This window comes from Ciceribacter lividus (assembly GCF_003337715.1).
GTDB lineage: Bacteria > Pseudomonadota > Alphaproteobacteria > Rhizobiales > Rhizobiaceae > Allorhizobium > Allorhizobium lividum.
Window position 1 is genome coordinate 509989 of record NZ_QPIX01000001.1, and the last position, 21470, is coordinate 531458.

The 21470-nt window shown below is 63.4% G+C and carries 20 protein-coding genes; 8 read left to right on the top strand and 12 right to left on the bottom strand.

Translation table 11 applies throughout. From position 1 onward, the window contains the following. Positions 1 to 84 precede the first annotated feature (84 nt). The 3 genes from DFR48_RS02490 to DFR48_RS02500 form a co-directional block, all read right to left on the bottom strand. Positions 85 to 915 carry an ABC transporter permease gene (locus tag DFR48_RS02490; protein ID WP_114361547.1) on the bottom strand — a complete coding sequence of 277 codons (831 nt, stop codon included), beginning with the start codon at positions 913 to 915 and terminating at the stop codon, positions 85 to 87. Further along, positions 912 to 1712, bottom strand: a complete 801-nt coding sequence (locus tag DFR48_RS02495; protein WP_114361548.1) for an ABC transporter permease — start codon at positions 1710 to 1712, stop codon at positions 912 to 914. Before DFR48_RS02495 ends, DFR48_RS02490 begins: the two co-directional genes overlap by 4 nt. Before the next feature lie 112 nt (positions 1713 to 1824). After that, complete coding sequence (locus DFR48_RS02500; RefSeq protein ID WP_114361549.1) at positions 1825 to 2601, bottom strand: ABC transporter substrate-binding protein; 777 nt, start codon at positions 2599 to 2601, stop codon at positions 1825 to 1827. A gap of 364 nt (positions 2602 to 2965) precedes the next feature. Here DFR48_RS02500 and DFR48_RS02505 point away from each other — a divergent pair, with 364 nt between their 5' ends. Beyond that, a complete protein-coding gene (locus DFR48_RS02505) occupies positions 2966 to 5095 on the top strand; it encodes an OmpA family protein (protein WP_114361828.1) in 2130 nt (709 codons plus the stop codon). A 60-nt stretch (positions 5096 to 5155) separates the two neighbouring features. Here DFR48_RS02505 and mobB read toward each other — a convergent pair whose 3' ends face one another. From mobB to moaA, 4 genes are all read right to left on the bottom strand, one after another. After that, positions 5156 to 5689 carry a molybdopterin-guanine dinucleotide biosynthesis protein B gene (gene mobB, locus DFR48_RS02510; protein ID WP_114361550.1) on the bottom strand — a complete coding sequence of 178 codons (534 nt, stop codon included), beginning with the start codon at positions 5687 to 5689 and terminating at the stop codon, positions 5156 to 5158. Then, positions 5686 to 6306, bottom strand: a complete 621-nt coding sequence (gene mobA, locus DFR48_RS02515) for a molybdenum cofactor guanylyltransferase MobA (RefSeq protein ID WP_114361551.1) — start codon at positions 6304 to 6306, stop codon at positions 5686 to 5688. Before mobA ends, mobB begins: the two co-directional genes overlap by 4 nt. Continuing rightward, positions 6303 to 7178, bottom strand: coding sequence for a DMT family transporter (locus DFR48_RS02520; RefSeq protein ID WP_114361552.1), 876 nt, complete (start codon positions 7176 to 7178; stop codon positions 6303 to 6305). The genes mobA and DFR48_RS02520 overlap by 4 nt, the downstream gene beginning before the upstream one ends. Before the next feature lie 215 nt (positions 7179 to 7393). Then, the gene (moaA, locus tag DFR48_RS02525) at positions 7394 to 8443 is read right to left on the bottom strand and encodes a GTP 3',8-cyclase MoaA (RefSeq protein WP_245415492.1); all 1050 of its coding nucleotides are present in this window, start codon (positions 8441 to 8443) and stop codon (positions 7394 to 7396) included. Between the two features lie 145 nt (positions 8444 to 8588). Between moaA and DFR48_RS02530 the strand changes: the two genes are divergently transcribed. Further along, positions 8589 to 8951 (top strand): gamma-butyrobetaine hydroxylase family protein, encoded by a 363-nt coding sequence (locus DFR48_RS02530; RefSeq protein WP_114361554.1) that lies wholly within the window; start codon positions 8589 to 8591, stop codon positions 8949 to 8951. Positions 8952 to 8992: 41 nt separating this feature from the next. On the opposite strand, the gene DFR48_RS02535 is transcribed toward DFR48_RS02530, so the two are convergent. After that, a complete protein-coding gene (locus DFR48_RS02535) occupies positions 8993 to 9460 on the bottom strand; it encodes a MarR family winged helix-turn-helix transcriptional regulator (protein WP_114361829.1) in 468 nt (155 codons plus the stop codon). Between the two features lie 48 nt (positions 9461 to 9508). Between DFR48_RS02535 and DFR48_RS02540 the strand changes: the two genes are divergently transcribed. Then, positions 9509 to 10441, top strand: a complete 933-nt coding sequence (locus DFR48_RS02540; protein ID WP_114361555.1) for an alpha/beta hydrolase — start codon at positions 9509 to 9511, stop codon at positions 10439 to 10441. 45 nt (positions 10442 to 10486) lie between these two features. Continuing rightward, entirely contained in the window at positions 10487 to 11095 is a 609-nt protein-coding gene (locus tag DFR48_RS02545; RefSeq protein WP_114361556.1) for a pyridoxamine 5'-phosphate oxidase family protein, read from the top strand. A 10-nt stretch (positions 11096 to 11105) separates the two neighbouring features. Here the strand turns inward: DFR48_RS02545 and DFR48_RS02550 are convergent, their stop codons facing one another. The 3 genes from DFR48_RS02550 to fumC all read right to left on the bottom strand — a co-directional run bounded on the left by DFR48_RS02550 (position 11106) and on the right by fumC (position 15558). After that, positions 11106 to 12176: a GGDEF domain-containing protein gene (locus DFR48_RS02550; RefSeq protein WP_114361557.1), complete on the bottom strand. Its 1071-nt coding sequence runs from the start codon at positions 12174 to 12176 to the stop codon at positions 11106 to 11108. Positions 12177 to 12400: 224 nt separating this feature from the next. Then, on the bottom strand, positions 12401 to 14008 hold the full coding sequence (locus tag DFR48_RS02555) for a fumarate hydratase (protein ID WP_112685141.1): 1608 nt from the start codon (positions 14006 to 14008) through the stop codon (positions 12401 to 12403). Between the two features lie 158 nt (positions 14009 to 14166). After that, positions 14167 to 15558, bottom strand: a complete 1392-nt coding sequence (gene fumC / locus DFR48_RS02560) for a class II fumarate hydratase (RefSeq protein ID WP_114361558.1) — start codon at positions 15556 to 15558, stop codon at positions 14167 to 14169. 382 nt (positions 15559 to 15940) lie between these two features. On the opposite strand from fumC, the gene DFR48_RS02565 reads away from it, so the two are divergent. Then, positions 15941 to 17839, top strand: a complete 1899-nt coding sequence (locus DFR48_RS02565) for a L,D-transpeptidase family protein (protein ID WP_114361559.1) — start codon at positions 15941 to 15943, stop codon at positions 17837 to 17839. An 18-nt stretch (positions 17840 to 17857) separates the two neighbouring features. On the opposite strand, the gene DFR48_RS02570 is transcribed toward DFR48_RS02565, so the two are convergent. After that, positions 17858 to 18535, bottom strand: coding sequence for an HAD family hydrolase (locus DFR48_RS02570; RefSeq protein ID WP_114361560.1), 678 nt, complete (start codon positions 18533 to 18535; stop codon positions 17858 to 17860). 151 nt (positions 18536 to 18686) lie between these two features. Here DFR48_RS02570 and rpiA point away from each other — a divergent pair, with 151 nt between their 5' ends. From rpiA to gor, 3 genes are all read left to right on the top strand, one after another. Beyond that, on the top strand, positions 18687 to 19379 hold the full coding sequence (gene rpiA, locus DFR48_RS02575) for a ribose-5-phosphate isomerase RpiA (protein ID WP_114361561.1): 693 nt from the start codon (positions 18687 to 18689) through the stop codon (positions 19377 to 19379). A 24-nt stretch (positions 19380 to 19403) separates the two neighbouring features. Further along, entirely contained in the window at positions 19404 to 19937 is a 534-nt protein-coding gene (locus DFR48_RS02580; RefSeq protein WP_114361562.1) for a DUF2059 domain-containing protein, read from the top strand. A 120-nt stretch (positions 19938 to 20057) separates the two neighbouring features. Then, positions 20058 to 21446 carry a glutathione-disulfide reductase gene (gor, locus tag DFR48_RS02585; protein ID WP_114361563.1) on the top strand — a complete coding sequence of 463 codons (1389 nt, stop codon included), beginning with the start codon at positions 20058 to 20060 and terminating at the stop codon, positions 21444 to 21446. The last annotated feature ends 24 nt before the right edge of the window (positions 21447 to 21470 follow it).

The following is a 21470-nucleotide window of genomic DNA, read 5'->3' on the forward strand; positions in this document are numbered from 1 at the left end:
TTTTCATTCAGTTGGATAGCAGCGCTCCGACACGAGTGCTGCCACGTCCGCCCCGCTGTTTCGTGCAGGGCGGATGCGGGGTCGTCAGCGCTTCAGGTGGCGGGTCAGGCGGGCTTCGAGGGCCGCCCAGACGTGCCGCATCGTTTCGACGATCGAGAGATAGAAGACCGCGGCCCAGAGATAGGCCTGATAGTCGAAGGTGCGCGAGAAGGTGTAGCGGGTCTGGCCCATGAGATCGAGCACGGTGACGACTGCGACGACCGCCGAGCCCTTGATCATCAGCACGATCTCGTTGCCGTAAGGGCGAAGCGCCACGATGAGGGCCTGCGGCAGGATGACCTTCCAGAAGGTGACGAACGGCGAAAGGCCGAGCGATTTGGCCCCCTCGATCTGGCCGTTCGGAACGCTCTGGATGGCGCCGCGCAGGATCTCGGCCTGGTAGGCGGCGGTGTTCATGGTCATCGACAGGAGGGCGCAATACCAGGCCTCGCGGAAGAACCACCAGAGCCCGACCGCCTCGATCTGCGGACGGAAACTGCCGAGGCCGTAATAGATGAGGTAGATCTGGGCAAGCAGCGGCGTCCCGCGGAACACGTAGACGTAGGCGTAGGAAATCGCGTTCAGCACCCGGTTCTTCGACATCCTGGCAAAGGCGATCGGCATCGAAAGGAGGGCGCCGAAGAGGATGGAGGCGAAGACGAGGGTTGCCGTCACCCAGAGGCCGGAAAGGTAGCGTGGCCCGTACTTGACGAATTTGTCGGTGTCCCAGTTGCTGACCATCATGTAGATCAGCGAGAGCGCCAGGAGGGTCCAGAGGGCAAGCCCCGCATAGCCGATCATCCGGCCCGCGGTCGGCGGCTTGGGCGGCACGACGGGGGCGGGGCGGGGAGCGATGAGTTCGGTCGTGTAGCTCATCGGCGGGCCTCCGCACGGTGGCTCCAGCGGTCGATCAGACTGAGGCCACCCGACGAAAGAACGGCGAGCCCGAGATAGAGGCCGCAGGCGAGCACGTAGAAGAAGAAGGCTTCCTTGCTGACCTTTGCCGCGACGCCCGTCTGGCGCAGGATGTCGGTGAGGCCGATCACCGAGACGAGTGCGGTGTCCTTCAGAAGGTTCATCCAGAGGTTTCCGAGGCCGGGAAGGGCGATCCGGATCAGTTGCGGCAGGATGACGAGCCGCATCGTGCGCCCCCGACGCAGGCCAAGCGCGTCGCCGGCCTCGTACTGTCCCTGCGGAATGGCGCGGAAGGCCGAAAGCAGCACTTCCGAACAGTAGGAGGAAAACACGACCGACAGGGCGATCATGCCCGAGACGAAGGCGTTGATCTCGATGCGCCCGTCATAGCCGAAGGCGTTGAGAAAAGCCTGGATCGCCATTTGCAGGCCGTAATAGACGATGAAGAGCGTCAGAAGTTCCGGAAGGCCGCGGAAGATCGTCGTGTAGATGCCGCCGGCCAGTCTCAGGACCTTGTCCTGCGATTGCATGGAGAGCGCGATCAGGAACCCCATCAGAAGCCCGACGGGCAACGTCGCCAGCGACAGCGTCACCGTCACCTTGACGCCGAAGGCGATCTCGTCTCCCCAGCCCTCGGGGCCGCAGGACACCAATGAAGATCCGAAGAGCGTGAAGAGGCCTGCCGGTCCGCAAAGCGGATCAAACGTATACTGCACCCAGGCCCAGAGTGCGCCGATGGCGGAGAGCAATCCGCTCATGCCTGTCCCCTGTTGCGGTCTGCGCCGCTTTGTCTTTTTGTCTGCTTAACGTAACATAAGTGGCGGAAGAACCTGCCTTCCGCCACTCCTGTGCAATTTCCGAGTCCGGCGATTATTCGCCGTAGACGTCGAAGTCGAAGTACTTGTCGTTGATTTCCTTGTACTTGCCGTTGGCGCGGATCGCGGCGATCGCTGCCGTGAACTTGTCGGCAAGTGCGGTTTCGCCCTTGCGGACGGCGATGCCGGCGCCTTCGCCGTTGATTTCAATGTCGACCGGCATCGGCTGGAGGATCTTGCAGCAGGAACCGGCGTCGCTCTTGACCCATTCCGACAGGACGACGATGTCGTCGATGACGGCATCGGCGCGACCGCCTTCGAGGTCGAGCTTGTATTCGTCTGCGGTCGGGTAGAGCTTCAGTTCCGAATCGGCGAGGTGCTTTTCGGCATAGTTGGAATGAGTCGTCGAGGACTGTGCACCGAGAACCTTGCCCTTCAGGTCCTCGACCGTCTTGATCGGCGAGTCCTTCGCAACAGCGATCGCCGGAGGGGTGTTGTAATATTTCTTCGAGAAGTCGACCTTTTCAAGCCGTTCCGGCGTGATCGACATGGAGGCGATGATGGCATCGAACTTCTTCGCCTGCAGGGCGGGGATGATGCCGTCCCAGTCCTGGGTGACGAACTCGCATTCGACCTTCATTTCTTCGCAGAGAGCCTTGGCAATATCGATGTCGAAGCCGACCAGGGTACCGTCAGATTCCAGGTTGTTGAAGGGCGGGTAGGCACCTTCAGTGCCGATGATCAGCTTTTCGCCTTCGGCCATGGCGCTGCCCGCGAAAAGCGACAACGCGGCAATGGACACCGCTGCAAAGAAACGGGTGGAGATACGCATAGTGATCCTCTCTGTTGGTCATCCGCGCGGTTGTCATTCCCGCGCTAACTGGGAAGGCGGCACCGAGCGTGCCCGGCCTGCGAGGATATTCCTACTCTTTTTTACGGAAAATCAACAGCAAAGACGCCGTTATCCAAAAAACGCATGAGACTGTCGAGTTCGCGGCATGTCGAGCAACAGTATTGCTCTTGGCGCCCAATTCCGGCGGCGCATGAAACCTTTTCCGTTCAGCTACGGTTAATTTGCCGCGAACTAGGGTCCGTTGATCAGGAGCGGGAGGACTAGTGGGGCGGACACAACAATGCCGTCCTTTCTTGTTCGCTCCTCGGACGTGCGTGGAGACACGCGTCACAAGGAAGACAAAATGACTTTGAGATCCAAATTGTTCGCCACGGTCGCCCTGCCGGTTCTCTCGGCGGCCGTCATCGTGGAGCCGGTCGCGGCGCGGGCCGTGTCGCAGACCCATGAGGCTAGCACCCCCTCCCGCGCCGAGGAGCAGGGCATACTGGTCGCGCAGGTAACCTGCGGCGACGGTAGCGAGGCCGAGTCTGCTGACGCCTGCCCGCAGGCGCCCGCCGAAGAGCAAGCGCCCGCTGAAGAGCTGGCTCCGGTCGAGGAGCCGCCGCCCGTAGAGGAGCAGGCTCCAATCGATGAGCAAACGCCTGCCGAGGAGCAGGCACCTGCGGAAGAACAGGCCCCGGTTGAGGAACAACAGGCACCTGCGGAGGAGCCGCAGGCTCCGGCAGAAGAGCAGGCGCCCGTAGAAGAGCAGGCGCCGGCCGAGGAGCCGCAGGCCCCGGTCGAAGAGCCGGCCCCCGCAGAAGAACAGGCGCCAGTCGAGGAGCCGCTGCCCGTAGAGGAACAGGCTCCGACCGAGGAGCAGGCCCCGGCTGAAGAACAGCAGGCTCCTGCCGAAGAGCAAGCTCCGGTCGAAGAACAGCAAGCGCCTGCCGAAGAGCAGCAAACTCCGGCCGAGGAACAGGCCCCGGTAGAGGAGCAGCCGGCCCCGGTCGAAGAACCGCAGGCACCTGCCGAAGAGCAGCAGGCGCCCGTCGAAGAACAGGCTCCGGCCGAGGAGCAGCCGCCGGTAGAGGAACAGCAGGCACCTGCGCCGGACGCGACGCAGGGCGAGGCTCCGGCCGCTCCCGACCAGTCGACCGCCGACCAGGCTCCGGAGCAGCAGGGCGAGCAGGCCGTGATCCCGGCCGTCGAGCCCCCGGAAGAGGCTCCTGTTCCGGAAATCGTCGACACCCGGAGCGAAGAAGAGAAGCAGCAGATCGCCGAGGACCCGTCCAAGACCGCGGAGACGGTCGTGCTGCCGGTCGACAATGGTGCCGCCGTTCTCGACAGCGACAAGGATGCCGACAACACCGGAGGCGAGGGCGTACGCCAGCAGCGTATGCAGTTGAGGTCGGCGGAGCCGGTTGCGCCGCCGCCGGAAAGCGACGCCGCGGCTCAGGCCGAAGCGATCCAGGTCGAGCAACAGACCCTCGATGCGGCGATCAAGGAAGAGGGAACGAGGCTCAAGGCAGCCCCCACCTTCCAGGTTCCGCCGACGGTCATCAACAACGTGACCAACGTCACCAATGTGACCAACAACACGGTGATCCAGAACAACGTGTCCAACCAGGTCACCGAGGTAAAGGTCATCGATCAGGTCGACGACCGCACGATCATCAACGTCGGCAACCAGGTGGTCGTTCGCGGCGATGAGCGTCAGCGTATTCGCTACGATGCCGAGGAGAGCTACTATGAGGAACTGCCGCGCGGCCGGGTTCGCGAAACCATCGTCCGGCCGAACGGCTCTCGCATCGTGACCGTCTATAGCCGTTACGGCGACATCATCCAGCGCTCGCGGATCACCGAGGATGGCGACGAATACGTCCTGTTCTACGCTCCGGAGGCGGATACGGATCGCCCGCGCGTCTATGTCGATGTCGGCTACAGCCTGCCGCCGATGCGTCTCACCGTCCCGCTCGACGACTATATCGTCACGATGTCGGACGCTCCGGACCGCGACTACTACGACTTCCTCGCCCAGCCGCCGGTCGAGCGGGTGGAGCGCGTCTATTCGATTGAGGAAGTGAAGTCGTCGGCCCGCCTGCGCGACAAGGTCCGGCGCATCGATCTGGATACCGTCACTTTTGCCTCGGGGTCGGCCGAAGTGCCGCTTTCGCAGGCCAAGACGCTCCGCAAGGTCGCCGATGCGATGGAGAAGGTGCTGGCGAAGGACCCGGGCGAGGTCTTCCTCATCGAAGGCCACACGGATGCCGTCGGTTCCGACCGCTCGAACCTCGTGCTTTCGGACCGTCGTGCGGAAACGGTCGCCAATCTGCTCACCGAAGTCTACGGCATTCCGCCGGAAAACATGACGGTTCAGGGCTATGGCGAGCGGTATCTCAAGATCCGCACGCAGGCTGCCGAACAGCAGAACCGTCGCGTGACGATCCGTCGTGTGACGCCGCTGGTGCGGCCGGTCGCGGCGAACCGGTAAGCACACCGGTCAGGCAAAAGAAAAGGGCCGTCGGCATCCGCCGGCGGCCCTTTCGTCTGTTCAGGCGGCGGCGGAGGGGAGCGGCGGCAGCCCGGTGACGCGGGCGACGAAATCCGCGATCGCCACCGTGTCGTCGAGGTCGAACACCGGCAGCTCGGTATCGGTGACCGGATGGTCCGCCGCAATTGCGACGATATGCGGATCGGTGGGCGCCAGCGGCTCGCGGCTTTTCGCCTCGAGCCGTCGCGCTTCGATCTTCGGAACCGGTTCGCGTTTGTATCCCTCGATCAGGACGAGATCGCAGGGTGCGATCCGCGCCAGGATTTCCGCAAAGCTCGGTTCCGGTGCCCCGCGCAACTCGTGCATGATGGCGTAGCGCGTTCCCGAGACGATCGTCACCTCGTGGGCGCCCGCCTCGCGATGGCGGTAGCTGTCGGCGCCGACCTTGTCGATGTCGAAGTCGTGGTGGGCGTGCTTGATCGTCGAGATCCGGTAGCCGCGGCGGGTGAATTCTGCGACCAGGCGGACGGCGAGCCCGGTCTTGCCGGAGTTCTTCCAGCCGGAAATGCCGAAGATCCTTGGCGTTGCGGTCATCCGTCTTCCTCCTCCAGAAGGGCTTTCGCGAGGGCGAGATCGTCCGGCGTGTTGACGTTGAAGAACGGATCGAGCGGTCCCTGTCGTGTTTCGATCGGCGCAAAATCGACGGAGGCCGACGGATGGCGCGCGATGAAGGCCTGGAGCCGGCGGTTCTCGGGATTGGCGAGCCAGTTTTCGAGATCGTCGGCGAGCGCAAGCGGCCAGAGTGCGACGACCGGATGTCCTCGTCCCGCAGACGAGGCGACGACAATCGCATCCGCGGTGGGCAGGGCGGCTTCCAGTCGTTCCACAAGATCACGCGGCAGGAAGGGCGTATCCGCCGGCGCCGTCACGATGTGTCGGGGCGGCCGCGCCAGCTTTTCGGCATGACGCAGACCGGCGAGCACGCCCGCGAGCGGTCCCGGATGGCCGGCGATGGTATCCGGTACGAGCGGCAGGCCGAGGCCGGCATCGGCCCCCTCGGGCGCATTGACGGCGAGCGACGAAACCTGCGGAGCGAGCCTCTCGGCGACATGCCGGATCATCGCCTTGCCGCCGAGCAGTACGGCCGCCTTGTTCTCACCCATGCGGCGGGAGAGACCGCCTGCGAGAATGATGCCCGGCGGCCTGGTCATCCGCCCATCCTTCGTTTGTTTTCACGATAGAAGGCATAGAGTCCCGACGCGATGACGATCGCTGTTCCGGTCATCATCCAGACGTCGGGTACTTCGCCGAAGACGACAATTCCGAGGCCGACCGCCCAGAGGAGACTGGTATAGCGGAATGGCGCGATAAAGGAGATCTCGCCGGTGCGCATCGCCATGATGATCGCCTGGTAGCCGATCAAGACGAGCACCGAGGCGAGTGCGAGAAGCCCGAACAACTCGCCGGACATCGGCTGCCATCCACCGAAGGGCTGGACGAGCAGGGCGCCCGCCACGGCGTTTCCCGCCGCCGAGAAGAGTGTGACGCTGAGCGAGGACACACCCGCATGGATGCGCTTCGTCACAAGATCGCGGGCAGCGGCGGAAAAGACGCTGCTGACGACGTAGAGGGAGGCAAGCGTGAAGCCTTCAGGTCCGGGGCGGATGATGATCATGACGCCGATGAAGCCGACGATGATCGCCGTCCAGCGCCGCCAGCCGACCGGCTCTCCGAGGAAAAGGGCGGCCCCGAGCGTGACGGCAAGCGGCAGGGACTGCAGGATGGACGCGGCGTTGCCGAGCGGGATCTGCCCCAGTGCCGAGAGATAGGCAATCGCCGCGGTCACCTCGAAGAGAACGCGCAGCGCAACCATCGGCTGGAAGAGCGTTCGGATGTGATCGAGCGCATTCATGCGCCGGGCGATCATGTAGACGAGCAGGCTCGTCATCACCCCGCGGATCAGCATGATCTGGCCGACATTCATGTAAGGGGTCACGGCCTTGATCACGGCATCGTTGCAGGTGAAGCCCGCCATCGACAGCATCATCAGGATGGCGCCCTTGGTATTGCTGGACAGTGCCATGCGTCGTCTTTCCGGGGGAGGACCCCGCTTCCGGGATCTGGATGTGTTCTTCGGCAACGAAGAGCGCAGACCGCCCACCGGCGAATCTCCGAAATCGTCACGCCGTGGAGAGGACACGGCAATGCCGCGTCGTGCAACACCAATTTCGAATTTGCTTGCAGGCCGCGATCGCGAGCATCGCGGCGGAGAAGGAATGGCAGGCGGAACGGGCAGGGTCAACCGCCGGTCACGCTCATGTGTCGGGCGACGGCAGGGCGGCGGTGATCGCGGTCGATGACGAAGTCATGGCCCTTCGGCTTGCGGGAAATCGCCTCGTCGATCGCCGCAGCGAGCAGGGTGTCATCGTCGGAGGCCCTCAGCGCCGCCCTGAGGTCGGCGGCATCCTCCTGGCCGAGGCACATGTAGAGCGTGCCGGTGCAGGTGAGGCGCACCCGGTTGCAGCTCTCGCAGAAATTGTGGGTAAGCGGCGTGATGAAGCCGAGCCGTCCGCCGGTCTCCTTCACCTCGACATAGCGGGCAGGGCCACCGGTGCGATAGGGGATGTCGGAGAGCGTGAACTGGGTCTCCAGCCGTTGCCGAACGGTCGAGAGCGGCAGGTAGCGGTCCGTGCGGTCCTCGCCGGTTTCGCCCATCGGCATGGTTTCAATGAGCGTCAGGTCCATGCCGTTGCCGTGGGCATAGCGCAGCAGGTCGGCAATCTCGTCCTCGTTGAAATCCTTCAGCGCAACGGCGTTGATCTTGACGCGAATGCCCGCTTTGCGCGCGGCGTCGATGCCCTCCATCACCTTGGCAAAATCGCCCCAGCGAGTGATCTCGGCGAATTTCCGCGGATCGAGCGTATCGAGCGAGACGTTGATGCGCCGCACGCCGCAGTCGGCAAGCTCGCCGGCGAAACGGGCGAGTTGCGAACCGTTGGTCGTCAGCGTCAGTTCGTCGAGGCCGCCGCCGTCCAGGTGCCGCGCAAGGTTGCGCATGAGGAACATGATGTTCTTGCGCACCAGCGGCTCTCCGCCGGTGAGTCTCAGCTTGCGCACGCCCTTGGCAATGAAGGCCGAGCACAGCCTGTCGAGCTCCTCCAGCGTGAGGAGATCCTTCTTCGGCAGGAAGTTCATGTTTTCCGCCATGCAGTAGGTACAGCGGAAATCGCACCGGTCGGTGACCGAGACACGCAGATAGGAGATCGAGCGGCCGAACGGGTCGACTATGGGCGCGTTTGTAGGCGCCGGGCCTGCGGCCTTTCCGAACGAACCTGGGCTGTAGTTCAATGTGTCTCCTCCATATTGAGGGTAATTTGGTGGCATCCTCTCCGCTCGTCAAGCAACCAGGTCGAGCAGGACGACGGCAAAATGGCTTGCATGGGCAAGGAGCGCCGCTTAGTTCTGGTCCCCCTGCCATGGGAGAGAACCGATCATGAGTGAATTCTGGCCGACCGAGCTGAAGGTTTCCAAGGATCGCCGGCAGTTGTCGGTCGCATTCGACGACGGTGCAGCGTACTCGCTGCCGGCGGAGATGCTGCGGGTTCTGTCGCCGTCCGCCGAAGTCAAGGGGCACGGGCCGGGGCAGGAGGTAACGGTGCCCGGAAAGCGCAATGTTGCGATCACCGCGGTGCATCCGACCGGCAATTACGCCGTGCGCATCGCTTTCGACGACGGCCATGACAGCGGCATCTTCACCTGGTCGTATCTCCGGGAACTCGGGGAGAAGGGTGCCGAGCTCTTCGCCGAATACGAATGCAAGCTTTCCGAGAAGGGGCTGAGCCGGGACGGGCGGTGACCTTTCGGCGACCTGTCCGGCCCGAATTGGCCGGAAATGCCCTAGTCTTCCTCGATACTGTCCGCGTGAAGTCTCGCGATCAGCGCTTCCATGTGAGTTGCAAGCCGCAGGCATTCGTCGATCGGCGTCACCGAAAGCGTCCTTTCGATCAGGTCGGTCTGGATCGTCATGGCCCGTTCGGTGACGTCACGACCCTTCTCGGTCAGGAACAGGCGCAATACGCGCTTGTCCTTCGGGTCGTCGCGCCGGGAGATCAGTCCACGTTTTTCCATCTGCGGCAGCAGCATGCTCATGTTCGAGCGGCCGACCAGCAGTTTGCGCGCCAGCTCCTGCTGCGAAATGCCTTCGTGCCGATAGAGATTGATCAGGATATCGAGATGCGGCGTCTTGATGTCGAGCGGCGCCAGCGCGCGGCCGAGCGCCGTCTGCATCATCTGGCAGGCACGGCCGACGGCGATCCAGCTTCGAAAACGCGGATGGTCCCAGGGGAGGGATTGATTTTTGTTCATCGTTGTACTTTTATCGTTCAGCATTGAACATTTCAGGGGAATCCCACTATGGCATCCTTCGCGCTCGAGGTCACCCGCTTCGGCTTCTCACTCGCCGGTCTCGCGTCTCCCGATCTCGCCGGGAGATTGGCGTTCTCGCTCTTCTGCCGCACGCCGCCCCGCCGGCCGAAGGACGGCAAGGCCGTGTCCGTGCTTGCCAGCGGCGCCGAGCAACTGACGGGAGCCGAGCGGATCATGCTGCCGGTCTCCTCGGGTAATATCGCCGCCCGCCGTCTGGGTGCAGAGAATGCCGACGCGCCGCGGGTGCTTATCGTACACGGCTGGGGTTCGCGCGCCGAATATCTCGCGACGCTCGCGACCGGTCTCCACCGGGGCGGGGCGGAGGTCGTGCTGCTCGATCTGCCGGGGCACGGGCATTCCTCGGGTCGGCAGCTGAACCTGCGCCTCGCGGCGGAGGCGATCTGCGCTGTCCAGGAACGGCTCGGCTTCTTCGACGTCGCCATCGGCCATTCCTTCGGCGGGGCCGCGGTGATGACCGCGATCGGCGGCGTCTTTCCCGGTGCCTGTCGCTTCGAGCCGGGCAGGGTGGTGCTCCTTGCTGCGCCGAGCAACATACACTGGGTGATCGACGGCTTCTGCGGGATGCTGAAGCTTCGCCCCGCCGTGCGGCAGGCCATGGTGAAGCGCGCCGAAGCGGTTGCGGGCTGCCCGGTCGATGCACTCGACACCGTCCCGATTGCAGCGCGGATTGGGCGCGACATCCTTGTCCTGCATGCCGAAGAGGACAAGGAGGTGCGTGCCGAGCATGCCCGCCGTTTGGAAAGGGCCGGTAATTATGTGAGGGTGCGGTGGGCGAACGGCCTCGGTCACCGGAGGATCGTGGCGGCTCCGGAAATCATCGCCGAGGTCGCGTCCTTCGTCTTCGATGACAACGAAGGGATCGCTGACGAACCGGAGCGGCGACTGTCGTCATCCCGATAGGGAATCGGCTATAGATCGGGACGCTTGTATCTCCGGGAGGTTCCGATGAAGACGATCCGCACCGTCGAAGAACTCATGGCTCGCTACGGCGAGCCGGGCGAGGCCTCTCTGGTGAAGGTGACGTCGTTCCTCACGCCGGCCTATCGGCGCATGATCGAAGCCTCGCCCTTCGTCGCCCTTGCGACTGTCGGGCCGGAAGGGCTCGACTGCTCGCCGCGCGGGGACCTCGGCGGTGCCGTCCGCATCGAGGACGAACGCCATCTCGCCCTGCCGGACTGGCGCGGCAACAACCGCATCGATTCTCTCAGGAACATCGTGCGGGATCCGCGCGTCGCGCTGATGTTCCTGATACCGGGCTCGAACAGCGTGGTGAGGGTCAACGGAAAGGCCGTGGTATCGGTCGACGAGGCACTGATCGACAGTTTCGAGATGGAGGGCAAGCATCCGCGCAGCGTCGTGGTCGTCACCATCGGAGAGGTCTATTTCCAGTGTGCCCGGGCAGTCATGCGCGCGGACCTGTGGAATTTCGACCGCTTCGTCGATCCGAAGAGCCTGCCGACGCCGGGTGAGATGCTGCAGGCGGCGAAGGCCGATTTCGACAAGGATGCCTATGACAGGGAATGGCCGGCACGCGCCGCCAGGACGATGTGGTAGGCGGTCTCCGTCAGCGACGGTAGATGAGCCAGCTCTTGGTAAAGTCCTTCTTCATGCCGTCCTCGAACTGCCGGGTGCAGTTGCGGCCGGCATTCTTGGCGCAATAAAGGGCGACGTCCGCCTTGGCGTAAAGCTCGCCCGGGTCCTCGGCGGCGTTCGCCATGCATAGGCCGAGGGAGATCGTGATCGGACCGTAATTGACGCCGGTCCTGGAGTTCTTGAACGGGGTCGTCTCCAGCGCCAGGCGCACGCGCTCGCACATCTGTATGATCTCGTCCGGCGTATTTCCGTCGACGATGATGGCGAATTCCTCGCCGCCGGTACGGGACACGAAGACATCCTTGCGGACATTCGTCCGGATAACGGTGGCGACGGAGGCGAGGATCTTGTCGCCGACGGGATGGCCGTAGCCATCGTTGATCTTCTTGAAGTGGTCGATGTCGGCGAGCACGAGGCCTGTCAGCGGCAGATTGAAGCTTCCGTCATAGATTGCCGCGAGCTTCTCGTCGAAGGCGCGTCGGTTCGCGATCCGCGTCAGGGAGTCGGTGTTGGCTATGCGCTTGTACTCGTCGAGCTCCTTGCGGACCTCGGCCATCTCTTGGGATTTCTGCTCGACACTCTCGACGGTCTTCTCGCCGTGCGCCATCGTGTCGCCGGTCGCCTCCTGCAGGAGCGCGATCGCGCTGCGCAGAAGTTCGGCGCTGTTCTTGTTCTTGGCATCGATGCGATTGCAGGTTTCGCCGAGAAGCTTGTTGTAGCTTTCGAGCGAACTCTGCTCCTGCTTCAGGAGCCCCATCAGTCCGTCGAGCTCGGTTACGATCCGGCTGTGAACGTTCTCGATCAGGCGGGACTGGTGGTGGCGGCCGAAATACTGTTCACCGAGTGTGTCGAGTTCTTCCTGCGTCGCCTTGCTGCCGAGTGCCGAGAGGTCGCGCGTCAGCGCTGGATTGGAGCCGATATAGGCTTCATAGAACAGCTCGTAGTTGCGCGGGATCGGTGCCACGCCCATGGTGCGCATGGCGTAGGTAATCTGTGCGGCGATGTCCGGAACCGGCGCCTTCGGCGTCACGCCCGTGTTCATCGCGAAATCCCCCCTTTCCGAGTCCCCTGATTTGTCTTGTTAAGATAAACTTCAACTCTTTGGAAATGCTTAATTCCGCAAGCCCCAATTATAGTCGGGTTTCATGCTTATAAGTATCTATGGAAGTTCTTTAAGCTACTGATAATATTGAAATCTCGTCTTCAATTAAGATACGGCGGAGCGCCGTCTGGCACTCCGCCGTTAATCTCTTCCGAGTTGTATTTTCAGTCGAGCTTGAACTCCTGGAAGAAATCGTTGCCCTTGTCGTCGGTGACGATGAAGGCCGGGAAGTCCTCGACTTCGATCTTCCAGACGGCTTCCATGCCGAGCTCCGGATACTCCAGGACCTCCACCTTCTTGATGCAGTCCTTGGCCAGACGGGCGGCCGGGCCGCCGATCGAGCCGAGGTAGAAGCCGCCGTGCTTGTTGCAGGCCTCACGCACCGCGCGCGAGCGGTTGCCCTTGGCGAGCATCACCATCGAGCCGCCGAAGGACTGGAACTGGTCGACATAGCTGTCCATGCGGCCGGCCGTCGTCGGGCCGAAGGAGCCGGAGGCGTAGCCGGCCGGGGTTTTCGCCGGACCGGCATAGTAGACCGGGTGGTTCTTCATGTAGTCCGGCATGCCTTCGCCCTTTTCCAGCCGTTCGCGGATCTTGGCGTGGGCGAGGTCACGGGCGACGATGATGGTGCCGGTGAGCGAAAGGCGGGTCTTGATCGGGTGTTTCGTGAGCTCACCGAGGATCGCGCTCATCGGCTGATTGAGGTCGACCTTCACGACATTCGACGAAAGAGCCTTCTCGTCGATCTCCGGCATGTATTTCGAGGGATCGGTTTCGAGCTGCTCGATGAATATGCCGTCCTTGGTGATCTTGCCGACGGCCTGGCGGTCGGCGGAACAGGAAACGCCGAGGCCGATCGGCAGCGAGGCGCCGTGGCGCGGCAGGCGGATCACGCGGACGTCGTGGCAGAAATACTTGCCGCCGAACTGCGCGCCTACCCCCATCTGCTGGGTGAGCTTGTGGATTTCCTTTTCCATCTCGAGGTCGCGGAAGGCGTGACCGGATTCGGACCCCTCGGTCGGCAGGTCGTCGAGATAGCGGGCGGAGGCGAGCTTGACCGTCTTCAGGTTCATCTCGGCTGAGAGGCCGCCGATGACGATCGCCAGATGATAGGGAGGACAGGCGGCCGTGCCGAGCGTCAGGATCTTCTCCTTGAGGAAGTCGATCAGGCGGTCGTGGGTCAGGAGCGACGGCGTGCCCTGATAGAGGTAGGTCTTGTTGGCCGAACCGCCGCCCTTGGCCATGAACAGGAACTTGTAGGCGTCTTCGCCTTCCTCGTAGATATCGATCTGCGCGGGAAGGTTGGTGCGGGTATTCTTCTCCTCGAACATCTTCAAGGGCGCGAGCTGCGAATAGCGCAGGTTCTTCTTCTCGTAGGCGTCGCGCACGCCATGCGCCAGCGCCTCGTAGTCGCCGCCTTCGGTCCAGACCTTGCGACCCTTCTTGGCCATGATGATCGCGGTGCCGGTATCCTGGCACATCGGCAGCACGCCACCGGCGGCGATATTGGCGTTCTTCAGGAGGTCATAGGCGACGAAGCGGTCGTTGTCGGTCGCTTCCGGGTCCGAGAGGATCGAAGCGAGCTGCTTCAGGTGTCCCGGGCGCAGCAGGTGGTTGATATCGGCGAAGGCCGTCTCGGCGAGCAGGCGCAGGCCCTCGGGATCGACGGTGAGGATTTCCTGACCGTTGAAGGTGGCCGTGGACACGTAGTCCGAGGAAATCTTGCGATAGGGGGTCTTGTCTTCGCCAAGCGGGAAAAGATCGTCAGCCATTTTCGGAAAACCTTGGAAGGGATGGGATGCGATGGCGGTGGTTTAAGGGCACGCACCGCAAAGATCAATGATTCTAAGGTTGCGGTGCCGCCCACGCCTTGCGACGCCGCGGGGACGCCTGTCGCGGTTGTCTTGCCGGATCGCGGCAAGGTGGCCGGTTAGGAGGGGCCGATCATCTTCTCCGGGCGCACGATCGCATCATACTGCTCTTCGCTGACCAGCCCGCTCGCGAGCGCTTCCTCCTTTAGTGTCGTTCCGTTCCGGTGAGCGGTCTTGGCGATCTTGGCGGCATTGTCGTAGCCGATCACCGGGGCAAGCGCGGTCACCAGCATCAGCGAGTTCTCGACGCCCTTCCTGATATTGTCCTCGCGCGCCTCGATGCCGATGACGCAGTTGTCGGTGAAGGATCGGGCGGCGTCGCCGAGAAGCTGCACCGACTGCAGGAAGTTGTAGGCCATCATCGGATTGTAGACGTTGAGTTCGAAATGGCCCTGGCTTCCGGCGAAGGTAATCGCCGCGTGATTGCCGAAGATGTGGGCGCAGACCTGGGTCATCGCTTCCGACTGGGTGGGGTTCACCTTGCCCGGCATGATCGACGACCCCGGCTCGTTTTCCGGCAGGGCGAGTTCGCCGAGTCCCGCTCGGGGGCCGGAGCCGAGGAAGCGGATGTCGTTGGCGATCTTGAAGCAGGCGGCGGCAGCGGCGTTGATCGCGCCGTGGGCGAAGACCATGGCGTCGTGGGCGGCGAGCGCCTCGAACTTGTTCGGCGCCGTGACGAAGGGCAGGGCGGTGATCGTGGCGATCTCCTCCGCAACCTTCTCGGCGAAGCCTTTCGGCGCGTTGAGGCCGGTTCCGACGGCGGTGCCGCCCTGGGCGAGCTCGTAGAGACCCGGAAGCGTGAGCTCGATCCGCCCGATCGCCGAGGCGACCTGCGCGGCATAGCCGGAGAACTCCTGGCCGAGGGTGAGCGGGGTGGCATCCTGCGTGTGCGTGCGGCCGATCTTGATGATGTGCGAGAAGGATTTCGCCTTGGCATCAAGGGTCTGGTGCAGATGTTTGAGATTTGGAATCAGGTGGCGGACGATCTGCTCCGCACAGGCGATGTGCATCGCCGTCGGATAGGTGTCGTTCGACGACTGGCTCATGTTGACGTGGTCGTTCGGATGCACCGGCTTTTTCGAGCCCTTCGTGCCGCCGAGCATCTCTATCGCCCGGTTGGAGATCACCTCGTTGGCGTTCATGTTGGACTGCGTGCCGGACCCTGTCTGCCAGACGACGAGCGGAAAATGGTCGTCGAGCTTTCCTTCGATCACCTCTTGGGCCGCATCGACGATCGCGTTGCCGAGGACCGGATCGAGGATGCCGAGGACCATGTTGGCGCGCGCCGCCGCCTGCTTGACGATGCCGAGCGCCCGCACGATCGACTTTGGCTGCTTCTCCCAGCCGATCCTGAAGTTGCCGCGCGAACGCTCAGCCTGAGCGCCCCAATAACGATCATCCGCCACCTCGACAGGGCCGAAAGTGTCGGTTTCCGTGCGTGTTTTCGTCATGACTGCACCTTCTCGCCCGAGATTGTCGCGTCCTTCAGTTGTTAATCTAGTCCGGCGTCGCGCGGGCGCAATCGCCTGACGTGAATTTGAGGAGCGACCATGGCCGCGGTCGTTCTCAATTTCCATCCAGGGTTGCCGTCATCCTGCGGCGACGACCCGGTCCGGTCGGTTGTTTGGGAAAAATTAACGATATATTCGACTAGAATACGCGCTGTTTCCCCTGAACGCCGCGCGGGCAGTCACATAATTTTTACGGGGCCGACGGCTCTGACCAGCCCGCGCGACCTTTTCATTGGAGAGCCGTTGGGCTAGTCGTCCGCGAAACGTCGATCATGGGCGAATCCGGCTTGCCGCAGCACCTGACTGGAAATTGAGAGAACGAATGACCCGATACAAGATCATCGCGCTGACGGCGGCATTTGCTGCATTCACGGCCCTGAGTGCCGCGCCGCGCCCCGCGTCCGCAGTCACCCTGCTCGACATGCTGCGCGGTGGTCCGGGCGCCGACAATCGCCAGCGGAGCAACGATACCTTCTTCGGCCGGCGTATTCCCGGCGTCTCCGATCCGACGGCCGATCCCGAACCGCTGCCGAAGGTCAGCGGACCGCGCTACTATACCTACAAGCCGGAAGCGACGCGCCCGGTAACGATCTTCGCGCCAGCCTCGGCCGCCGCTCAGCCTGCAGTCACCGGTTCCGAGGCTTCGACGACCGCGAGCATCGCGCCGGTCGATCCGCAGTCGGAGCAGCGCCGGCTGCTCTCCGAGACGAAGTTGCGTGCGCCTGACGATATCGCCGCCGCCGCCGAGGCCTATTACAATGCCGGCCGACCGATGATCTGGGTGACCGAGAATGGCATATCGGACCGTGCCCGTTCGGCGCTCGCCGCCTTCGCCGAGGCGGATCTCGTCGGGCTGGTCCCCGAGGACTACCTTGTCGCGGAGCCGGCCGAAGCGACCGCGGATGCAGACCCGCTCGCCCGTCAGCGCGAACTCATGGCCTTCGAGCTTTCGATGTCGATCAAGGCGCTGACCTATGTCGGCGACACGGTGCGCGGCCGCATCGATCCGAACAAGCTCTCCGGATACCACGACATCAAGCGCAAGACGGTCAACTTCAAGCCGCTCCTCAACATGATGCGGCTCAGCCCCGATGTTGGCGCCTACCTCAAGAGCCGCATGCCGGCGAACCCGCAGTTCCAGGCGTTGCAGGCAGAGCTCGTCCGTCTCAAGGCCGCGCAGAACGATCCGGCGCAGACGATCTCGATCGCCCCGGGCACGCTCCTGAAGCCGGGCGTCAGCAATCCCGAGCTCGCGAACGTCGTCGCCGCCATCAGGCTGCGGGCCTCCGAGACACTGAAGACGGAGCATGCCGCGACGCTTGCCGCCTATACGGGGACGCCGGAATACACGCCGGAACTCGTGGCGCTCGTCGAAGGCTTCCAGAAGGAAAGTGGCCTGCATCCCGACGGCGTCGTCGGCAAGGCGACCATCCGGACGCTGATGGGTGACAGCAATTCCGCCAAGATCGAGAAGCTCGTGGTGGCGATGGAGGAGCTGCGCTGGCTGCCCGCCGATCTCGGCTCCCGCTACGTCTTCATCAACCAGCCGGCCTTCATGGCCTACTACGTGAACGAGGGGCGGCCGGAGCTGTCGATGCGGGTCGTGGTCGGCTCCAAGGCGAACCAGACCTACTTCTTCAACGACCAGATCGAGACCGTCGAGTTCAACCCCTACTGGGGCGTGCCGAAGTCGATCATCATCAACGAGATGCTGCCGAAGCTCCGCCGGGATCCGAGTTATCTCGATCGTCTGGGCTACGAGGTGAGCTATGGTGGTCGCAAGGTTTCTTCGAGCGCCGTCGACTGGAATTCCACGCACAATGTCGACGTCCGCCAGCCGCCGGGAAGCGACAATGCGCTCGGCGAGCTGAAGATCCTCTTCCCGAACGCGCATTCGATCTACATGCACGACACGCCGTCGAAGAGCTTCTTCAAGCGTGACATGCGGGCGCTGAGCCATGGCTGCGTGCGTCTCTCCGAGCCGCGCCGGATGGCTGCCGCGGTGATGGGGACGACCGTCGAGGACATCGGCGCGCAGATCGCGGCCGGCCAGAACCGTGCGGTCCAGGTGCCGCAGAAGATCCCGGTTTATGTCTCCTACTTCACGGCATGGCCGAACAAGGACGGCGTGGTGGAATACTTCGACGACGTCTACGGCCGCGACGAGTTCACCCGAAAGGCCTTTGCGGTGACGAGCGAGGCTCGCTCGGCGCGCAGCTGAGCGGGCGCCGCGGGGAGGTCATCTCCCCGCGAGCATGTCCTCGATCAGGGCGGGCGTCAGCTCGTCGAAATGGTTGATGAGACGGTCCGCGCCCAGCTCCTCGACCGGCTTATCCGAATAGCCGAAGGGCACGACGATCGACGGGACGCCGGCGTTTTTCGCGGCGAGCACGTCGTTGATGCTGTCGCCGACCATGATGGCGCGCCGTGGATCTCCGCCCGCCTTCTCGATCGTGCCGGTTAGATGGCCCGCGTCCGGCTTGCGGACCGCGAAGGTGTCGCCGCCGGCGATCACCGCAAAATGTCCGGAAAGGCCGAGCTTTTCGATCAGCGGAATCGCCAGTTCCTCGATCTTGTTGGTGCAGACCGCGAGCCCGTAGCCCGCTTCGGCCAGCCTGGCGAGAGCCTCGGAAAGCCCGGGAAAAGGTCGGCTCTCGCCGGGAATTTCCGATTTGTAATGGGCGATGAAGCGGTCCAGCAGAGGCCCCAGATCCTCCTGCGTCAGCGGCACGTCTCGAAGCCGGAAGGCACGCTCGATCATCACGCGCGCGCCGTGCCCGACGAGGTGCGTGACGTCCTCATAGCCGACGGGGGCGAGCCCGGCGGCGGCGATGGTGTGGTTGAGGCTGCTGATCAGGTCCGGTGCAGTGTCGATCAGGGTGCCGTCGAGATCGAAGACGATGATGGGCGCGGTCAATTCGGGTCTCCGCTGGTACGAGGTGTTCCTGAGAGCCGGTTATGGCATGGACAGGCGAATTGCAACCACGATGCCGCATGCTGGGGGCTTTCGTTTGTTCCATGAGCCGTGTAAACAGCTTCACGACGAAACAGACTGGAGCTGACGGCGTATGGACGCCCGCGAAATGAAGATCAAAGCCGCCGCGGCGGCACTGGAGCATGTGCGCGACGGGATGCGTCTCGGCATCGGAACCGGTTCCACCGCGGAAGAGTTCGTCCGGCTTCTTGCGGAAAAGGTCTCCGCGGGCCTTCGGGTCGAAGGGGTTCCGACATCCGAGCGGACGGCACGGCTCTGCCTTGAACTCGGCGTGCCGCTGAAGTCGCTGGACGAACTTCCGGAACTCGACCTCACCATCGACGGCGCGGACGAAGTGGACGGCCGGCTGCGCCTCATCAAGGGCGGCGGCGGCGCGCTCTTGCGCGAAAAGATCGTCGCCGCGGCCTCGCAGCGCATGATCGTGATTGCCGACGAGAGCAAGGTCGTCGACACGCTCGGCCGTTTCCCGCTGCCGATCGAGATCAATCCGTTCGGCCAGGCTGCCACCCTCATTGCCATCGAGAAGGTCGCAGCGCGACTGGGGCTTTCCGGCGAACTCAAGATGCGCGCCTCGGGCGACGGTCTTTTCAAAACGGACGGCGGACACTTCATCGTCGACGCATCTTTTGGCCGCATTCCTGATGCAGAGGCCTTGGCGAGAGAATTGAATTCCATCCCCGGCGTCGTGGAACACGGGTTGTTCATCAATCTGGCAACGCTCGCCATCATCGCTGGTCCGGCCGGCGCGCGTGTGCTTGAGGCATAATACTAGACAGGAGCATTGAATTTCATGATCAAGTATTCCGGTTTCGGCCGTCTTGCGTCTGCCGCCGTCGTTCTCGGAGGGCTCATGCTCGGCGCCTCCGCCAGTGCGCAGGATATTTCTCCGGAGCATCTGCAGGCCGCGCGGACCGCGATCACCGTTCTCGGTGTGACCGATCGCTTCGACAGCATCCTTCCGGCTGTCGCTGATCGCCTCAAGACGCAGCTGATCCAGGCCTATCCGAACCTGCAGGACCAGATCTACGGCGAGGTCGACAAGCAGGCGCTTTCGCTGGCCGCCCGCCGCGGTGACCTGGAGAAGGAGGCGGCGATGGTTTATGCCAAGGCCTTCACGGCCGAAGAGCTGAAGGTGATTTCCGACTTCTACAGCAGCGATGCGGGCAAGAAGCTCCTGAAGGACGGACCGATTGCCACCCGCGAACTGATGAAGGCCGCCGACATCTGGACCGCCGGCGTTGCGCGCGACCTCGAGAAGCAGACCAACGATGCCCTCCTGAGCGTCGTCGGTGAGCAGGCTCCCGCCGCTGCACCGAAGCCGTAAGGCGATCACGAATTCGTTTTCGCAAAGCCCGGAAGCTCTTCCGGGCTTTTCTTTTGGCCGGTACCCGCCCTATATCGGGGGCGGTTTCACCGGCCTTTTGTTGTTCTCCAGGAGTTTCTGATGGCGGATTTCGATTATGACCTGTTCGTGATCGGCGGCGGTTCGGGCGGCGTGCGCAGCGCACGGCTCGCGGCCTCGCTCGGCAAGCGCGTGGCGATCGCGGAGGAATACCGTTTCGGCGGCACCTGCGTCATCCGCGGCTGCGTGCCGAAGAAGCTGTTCGTCTACGCTTCGCAGTATCACGAGCACTTCGAGGATGCCGTGGGCTACGGCTGGTCCGTCGGTGAAACCAGCTTCGACTGGAAGAAGCTGATCGCCGCGAAGGACAAGGAAATCGCCCGGCTCGAAGGCCTCTATCGCAAGGGGCTGGAGAGCGCAGGGGCGGAAATCCTCGAGACGCGGGCCGAACTTGCCGGACCGAACAGCGTGCGACTGGTGAAGAACGGCCGGGTCGTCACTGCCGAGCGAATCGTCATCGCCGTCGGCGGCGCACCCAATCCGCACGCCTCTTTGCCGGGGCACGAGCTTTGCATCTCGTCCAACGAGGCCTTCCATCTCGAGGAACTGCCGCGCTCGATCGTGATTGCCGGCGGCGGCTACATCGCGGTGGAGTTCGCCAACATCTTCCACGGCCTCGGTGTCGACACGACACTCATCTATCGCGGCAAGGAGATCCTTTCGCGCTTCGATCAGGACATGCGGCGCGGCCTGCACGAGGCGATGGAGGCCAAGGGCATTCGAATCCTCTGCCACGACGTCATCGAGAAGGTGGAAAAGACTCCGGCTGACGGGCTCAGGGTGACGACGAAGAACAACGGCACGTTGTCCGCCGATCAGGTGATGTTGGCGCTTGGCCGCGATCCGAACACCAGCGGGCTCGGCCTCGAGGCGGCCGGTGTCGTCACCAACGAGCGCGGTGCGATCGTCGTCGACGCGTATTCGCGGACCAACGTGCCGGGCATCTTCGCCTTCGGGGATGTCACCGATCGGGTACAACTCACCCCGGTCGCGATCCACGAGGCGATGTGCTTCATCGAGACCGAATACAAGAACAATCCGACCCGCCCGGACCACGACCTCATCGCCACGGCGGTATTCTCGCAGCCGGAGATCGGCACGGTCGGTCTCTCCGAAGAGGAGGCCGCCAGGCGCTATCCGGAGATCGAGGTCTACCGCGCGCAGTTCCGGCCGATGAAAGCAACGCTTTCGGGCCGCAACGAGAAGATGATCATGAAGCTGATCGTCAATGCCGCCGACCGCAGGGTCATCGGGGCGCACGTGCTCGGTCACGACGCCGGCGAGATGGCGCAGCTTCTCGGCATTACGTTGAAGGCGGGCTGCACCAAGGACGATTTCGACCGGACGATGGCGGTACATCCGACCGCGGCAGAAGAGCTCGTGACCATGTACACGCCGAGCTACCGTGTCAGGAACGGCGAGCGCGTCTGACCGACGCGCTCCCGTTGGTCAAGC

What these genes read in the sequence shown, in the direction of transcription:
- DFR48_RS02555 (WP_112685141.1), bottom strand. Translation starts at nt 14,008, where the DNA reads ATGGCTGACGATCTTTTCCCGCTTGGCGAAGACAAGACCCCCTATCGC.
- DFR48_RS02530 (WP_114361554.1), top strand. Translation starts at nt 8,589, where the DNA reads ATGAGTGAATTCTGGCCGACCGAGCTGAAGGTTTCCAAGGATCGCCGG.
- gor (WP_114361563.1), top strand. Translation starts at nt 20,058, where the DNA reads ATGGCGGATTTCGATTATGACCTGTTCGTGATCGGCGGCGGTTCGGGC.
- rpiA (WP_114361561.1), top strand. Translation starts at nt 18,687, where the DNA reads ATGGACGCCCGCGAAATGAAGATCAAAGCCGCCGCGGCGGCACTGGAG.
- DFR48_RS02580 (WP_114361562.1), top strand. Translation starts at nt 19,404, where the DNA reads ATGATCAAGTATTCCGGTTTCGGCCGTCTTGCGTCTGCCGCCGTCGTT.
- mobB (WP_114361550.1), bottom strand. Translation starts at nt 5,689, where the DNA reads ATGACCGCAACGCCAAGGATCTTCGGCATTTCCGGCTGGAAGAACTCC.
- DFR48_RS02495 (WP_114361548.1), bottom strand. Translation starts at nt 1,712, where the DNA reads ATGAGCGGATTGCTCTCCGCCATCGGCGCACTCTGGGCCTGGGTGCAG.
- DFR48_RS02545 (WP_114361556.1), top strand. Translation starts at nt 10,487, where the DNA reads ATGAAGACGATCCGCACCGTCGAAGAACTCATGGCTCGCTACGGCGAG.
- DFR48_RS02565 (WP_114361559.1), top strand. Translation starts at nt 15,941, where the DNA reads ATGACCCGATACAAGATCATCGCGCTGACGGCGGCATTTGCTGCATTC.
- DFR48_RS02520 (WP_114361552.1), bottom strand. Translation starts at nt 7,178, where the DNA reads ATGGCACTGTCCAGCAATACCAAGGGCGCCATCCTGATGATGCTGTCG.
- mobA (WP_114361551.1), bottom strand. Translation starts at nt 6,306, where the DNA reads ATGACCAGGCCGCCGGGCATCATTCTCGCAGGCGGTCTCTCCCGCCGC.
- DFR48_RS02535 (WP_114361829.1), bottom strand. Translation starts at nt 9,460, where the DNA reads ATGAACAAAAATCAATCCCTCCCCTGGGACCATCCGCGTTTTCGAAGC.
- DFR48_RS02490 (WP_114361547.1), bottom strand. Translation starts at nt 915, where the DNA reads ATGAGCTACACGACCGAACTCATCGCTCCCCGCCCCGCCCCCGTCGTG.
- fumC (WP_114361558.1), bottom strand. Translation starts at nt 15,558, where the DNA reads ATGACGAAAACACGCACGGAAACCGACACTTTCGGCCCTGTCGAGGTG.
- DFR48_RS02540 (WP_114361555.1), top strand. Translation starts at nt 9,509, where the DNA reads ATGGCATCCTTCGCGCTCGAGGTCACCCGCTTCGGCTTCTCACTCGCC.
- DFR48_RS02505 (WP_114361828.1), top strand. Translation starts at nt 2,966, where the DNA reads ATGACTTTGAGATCCAAATTGTTCGCCACGGTCGCCCTGCCGGTTCTC.
- DFR48_RS02500 (WP_114361549.1), bottom strand. Translation starts at nt 2,601, where the DNA reads ATGCGTATCTCCACCCGTTTCTTTGCAGCGGTGTCCATTGCCGCGTTG.
- DFR48_RS02550 (WP_114361557.1), bottom strand. Translation starts at nt 12,176, where the DNA reads ATGAACACGGGCGTGACGCCGAAGGCGCCGGTTCCGGACATCGCCGCA.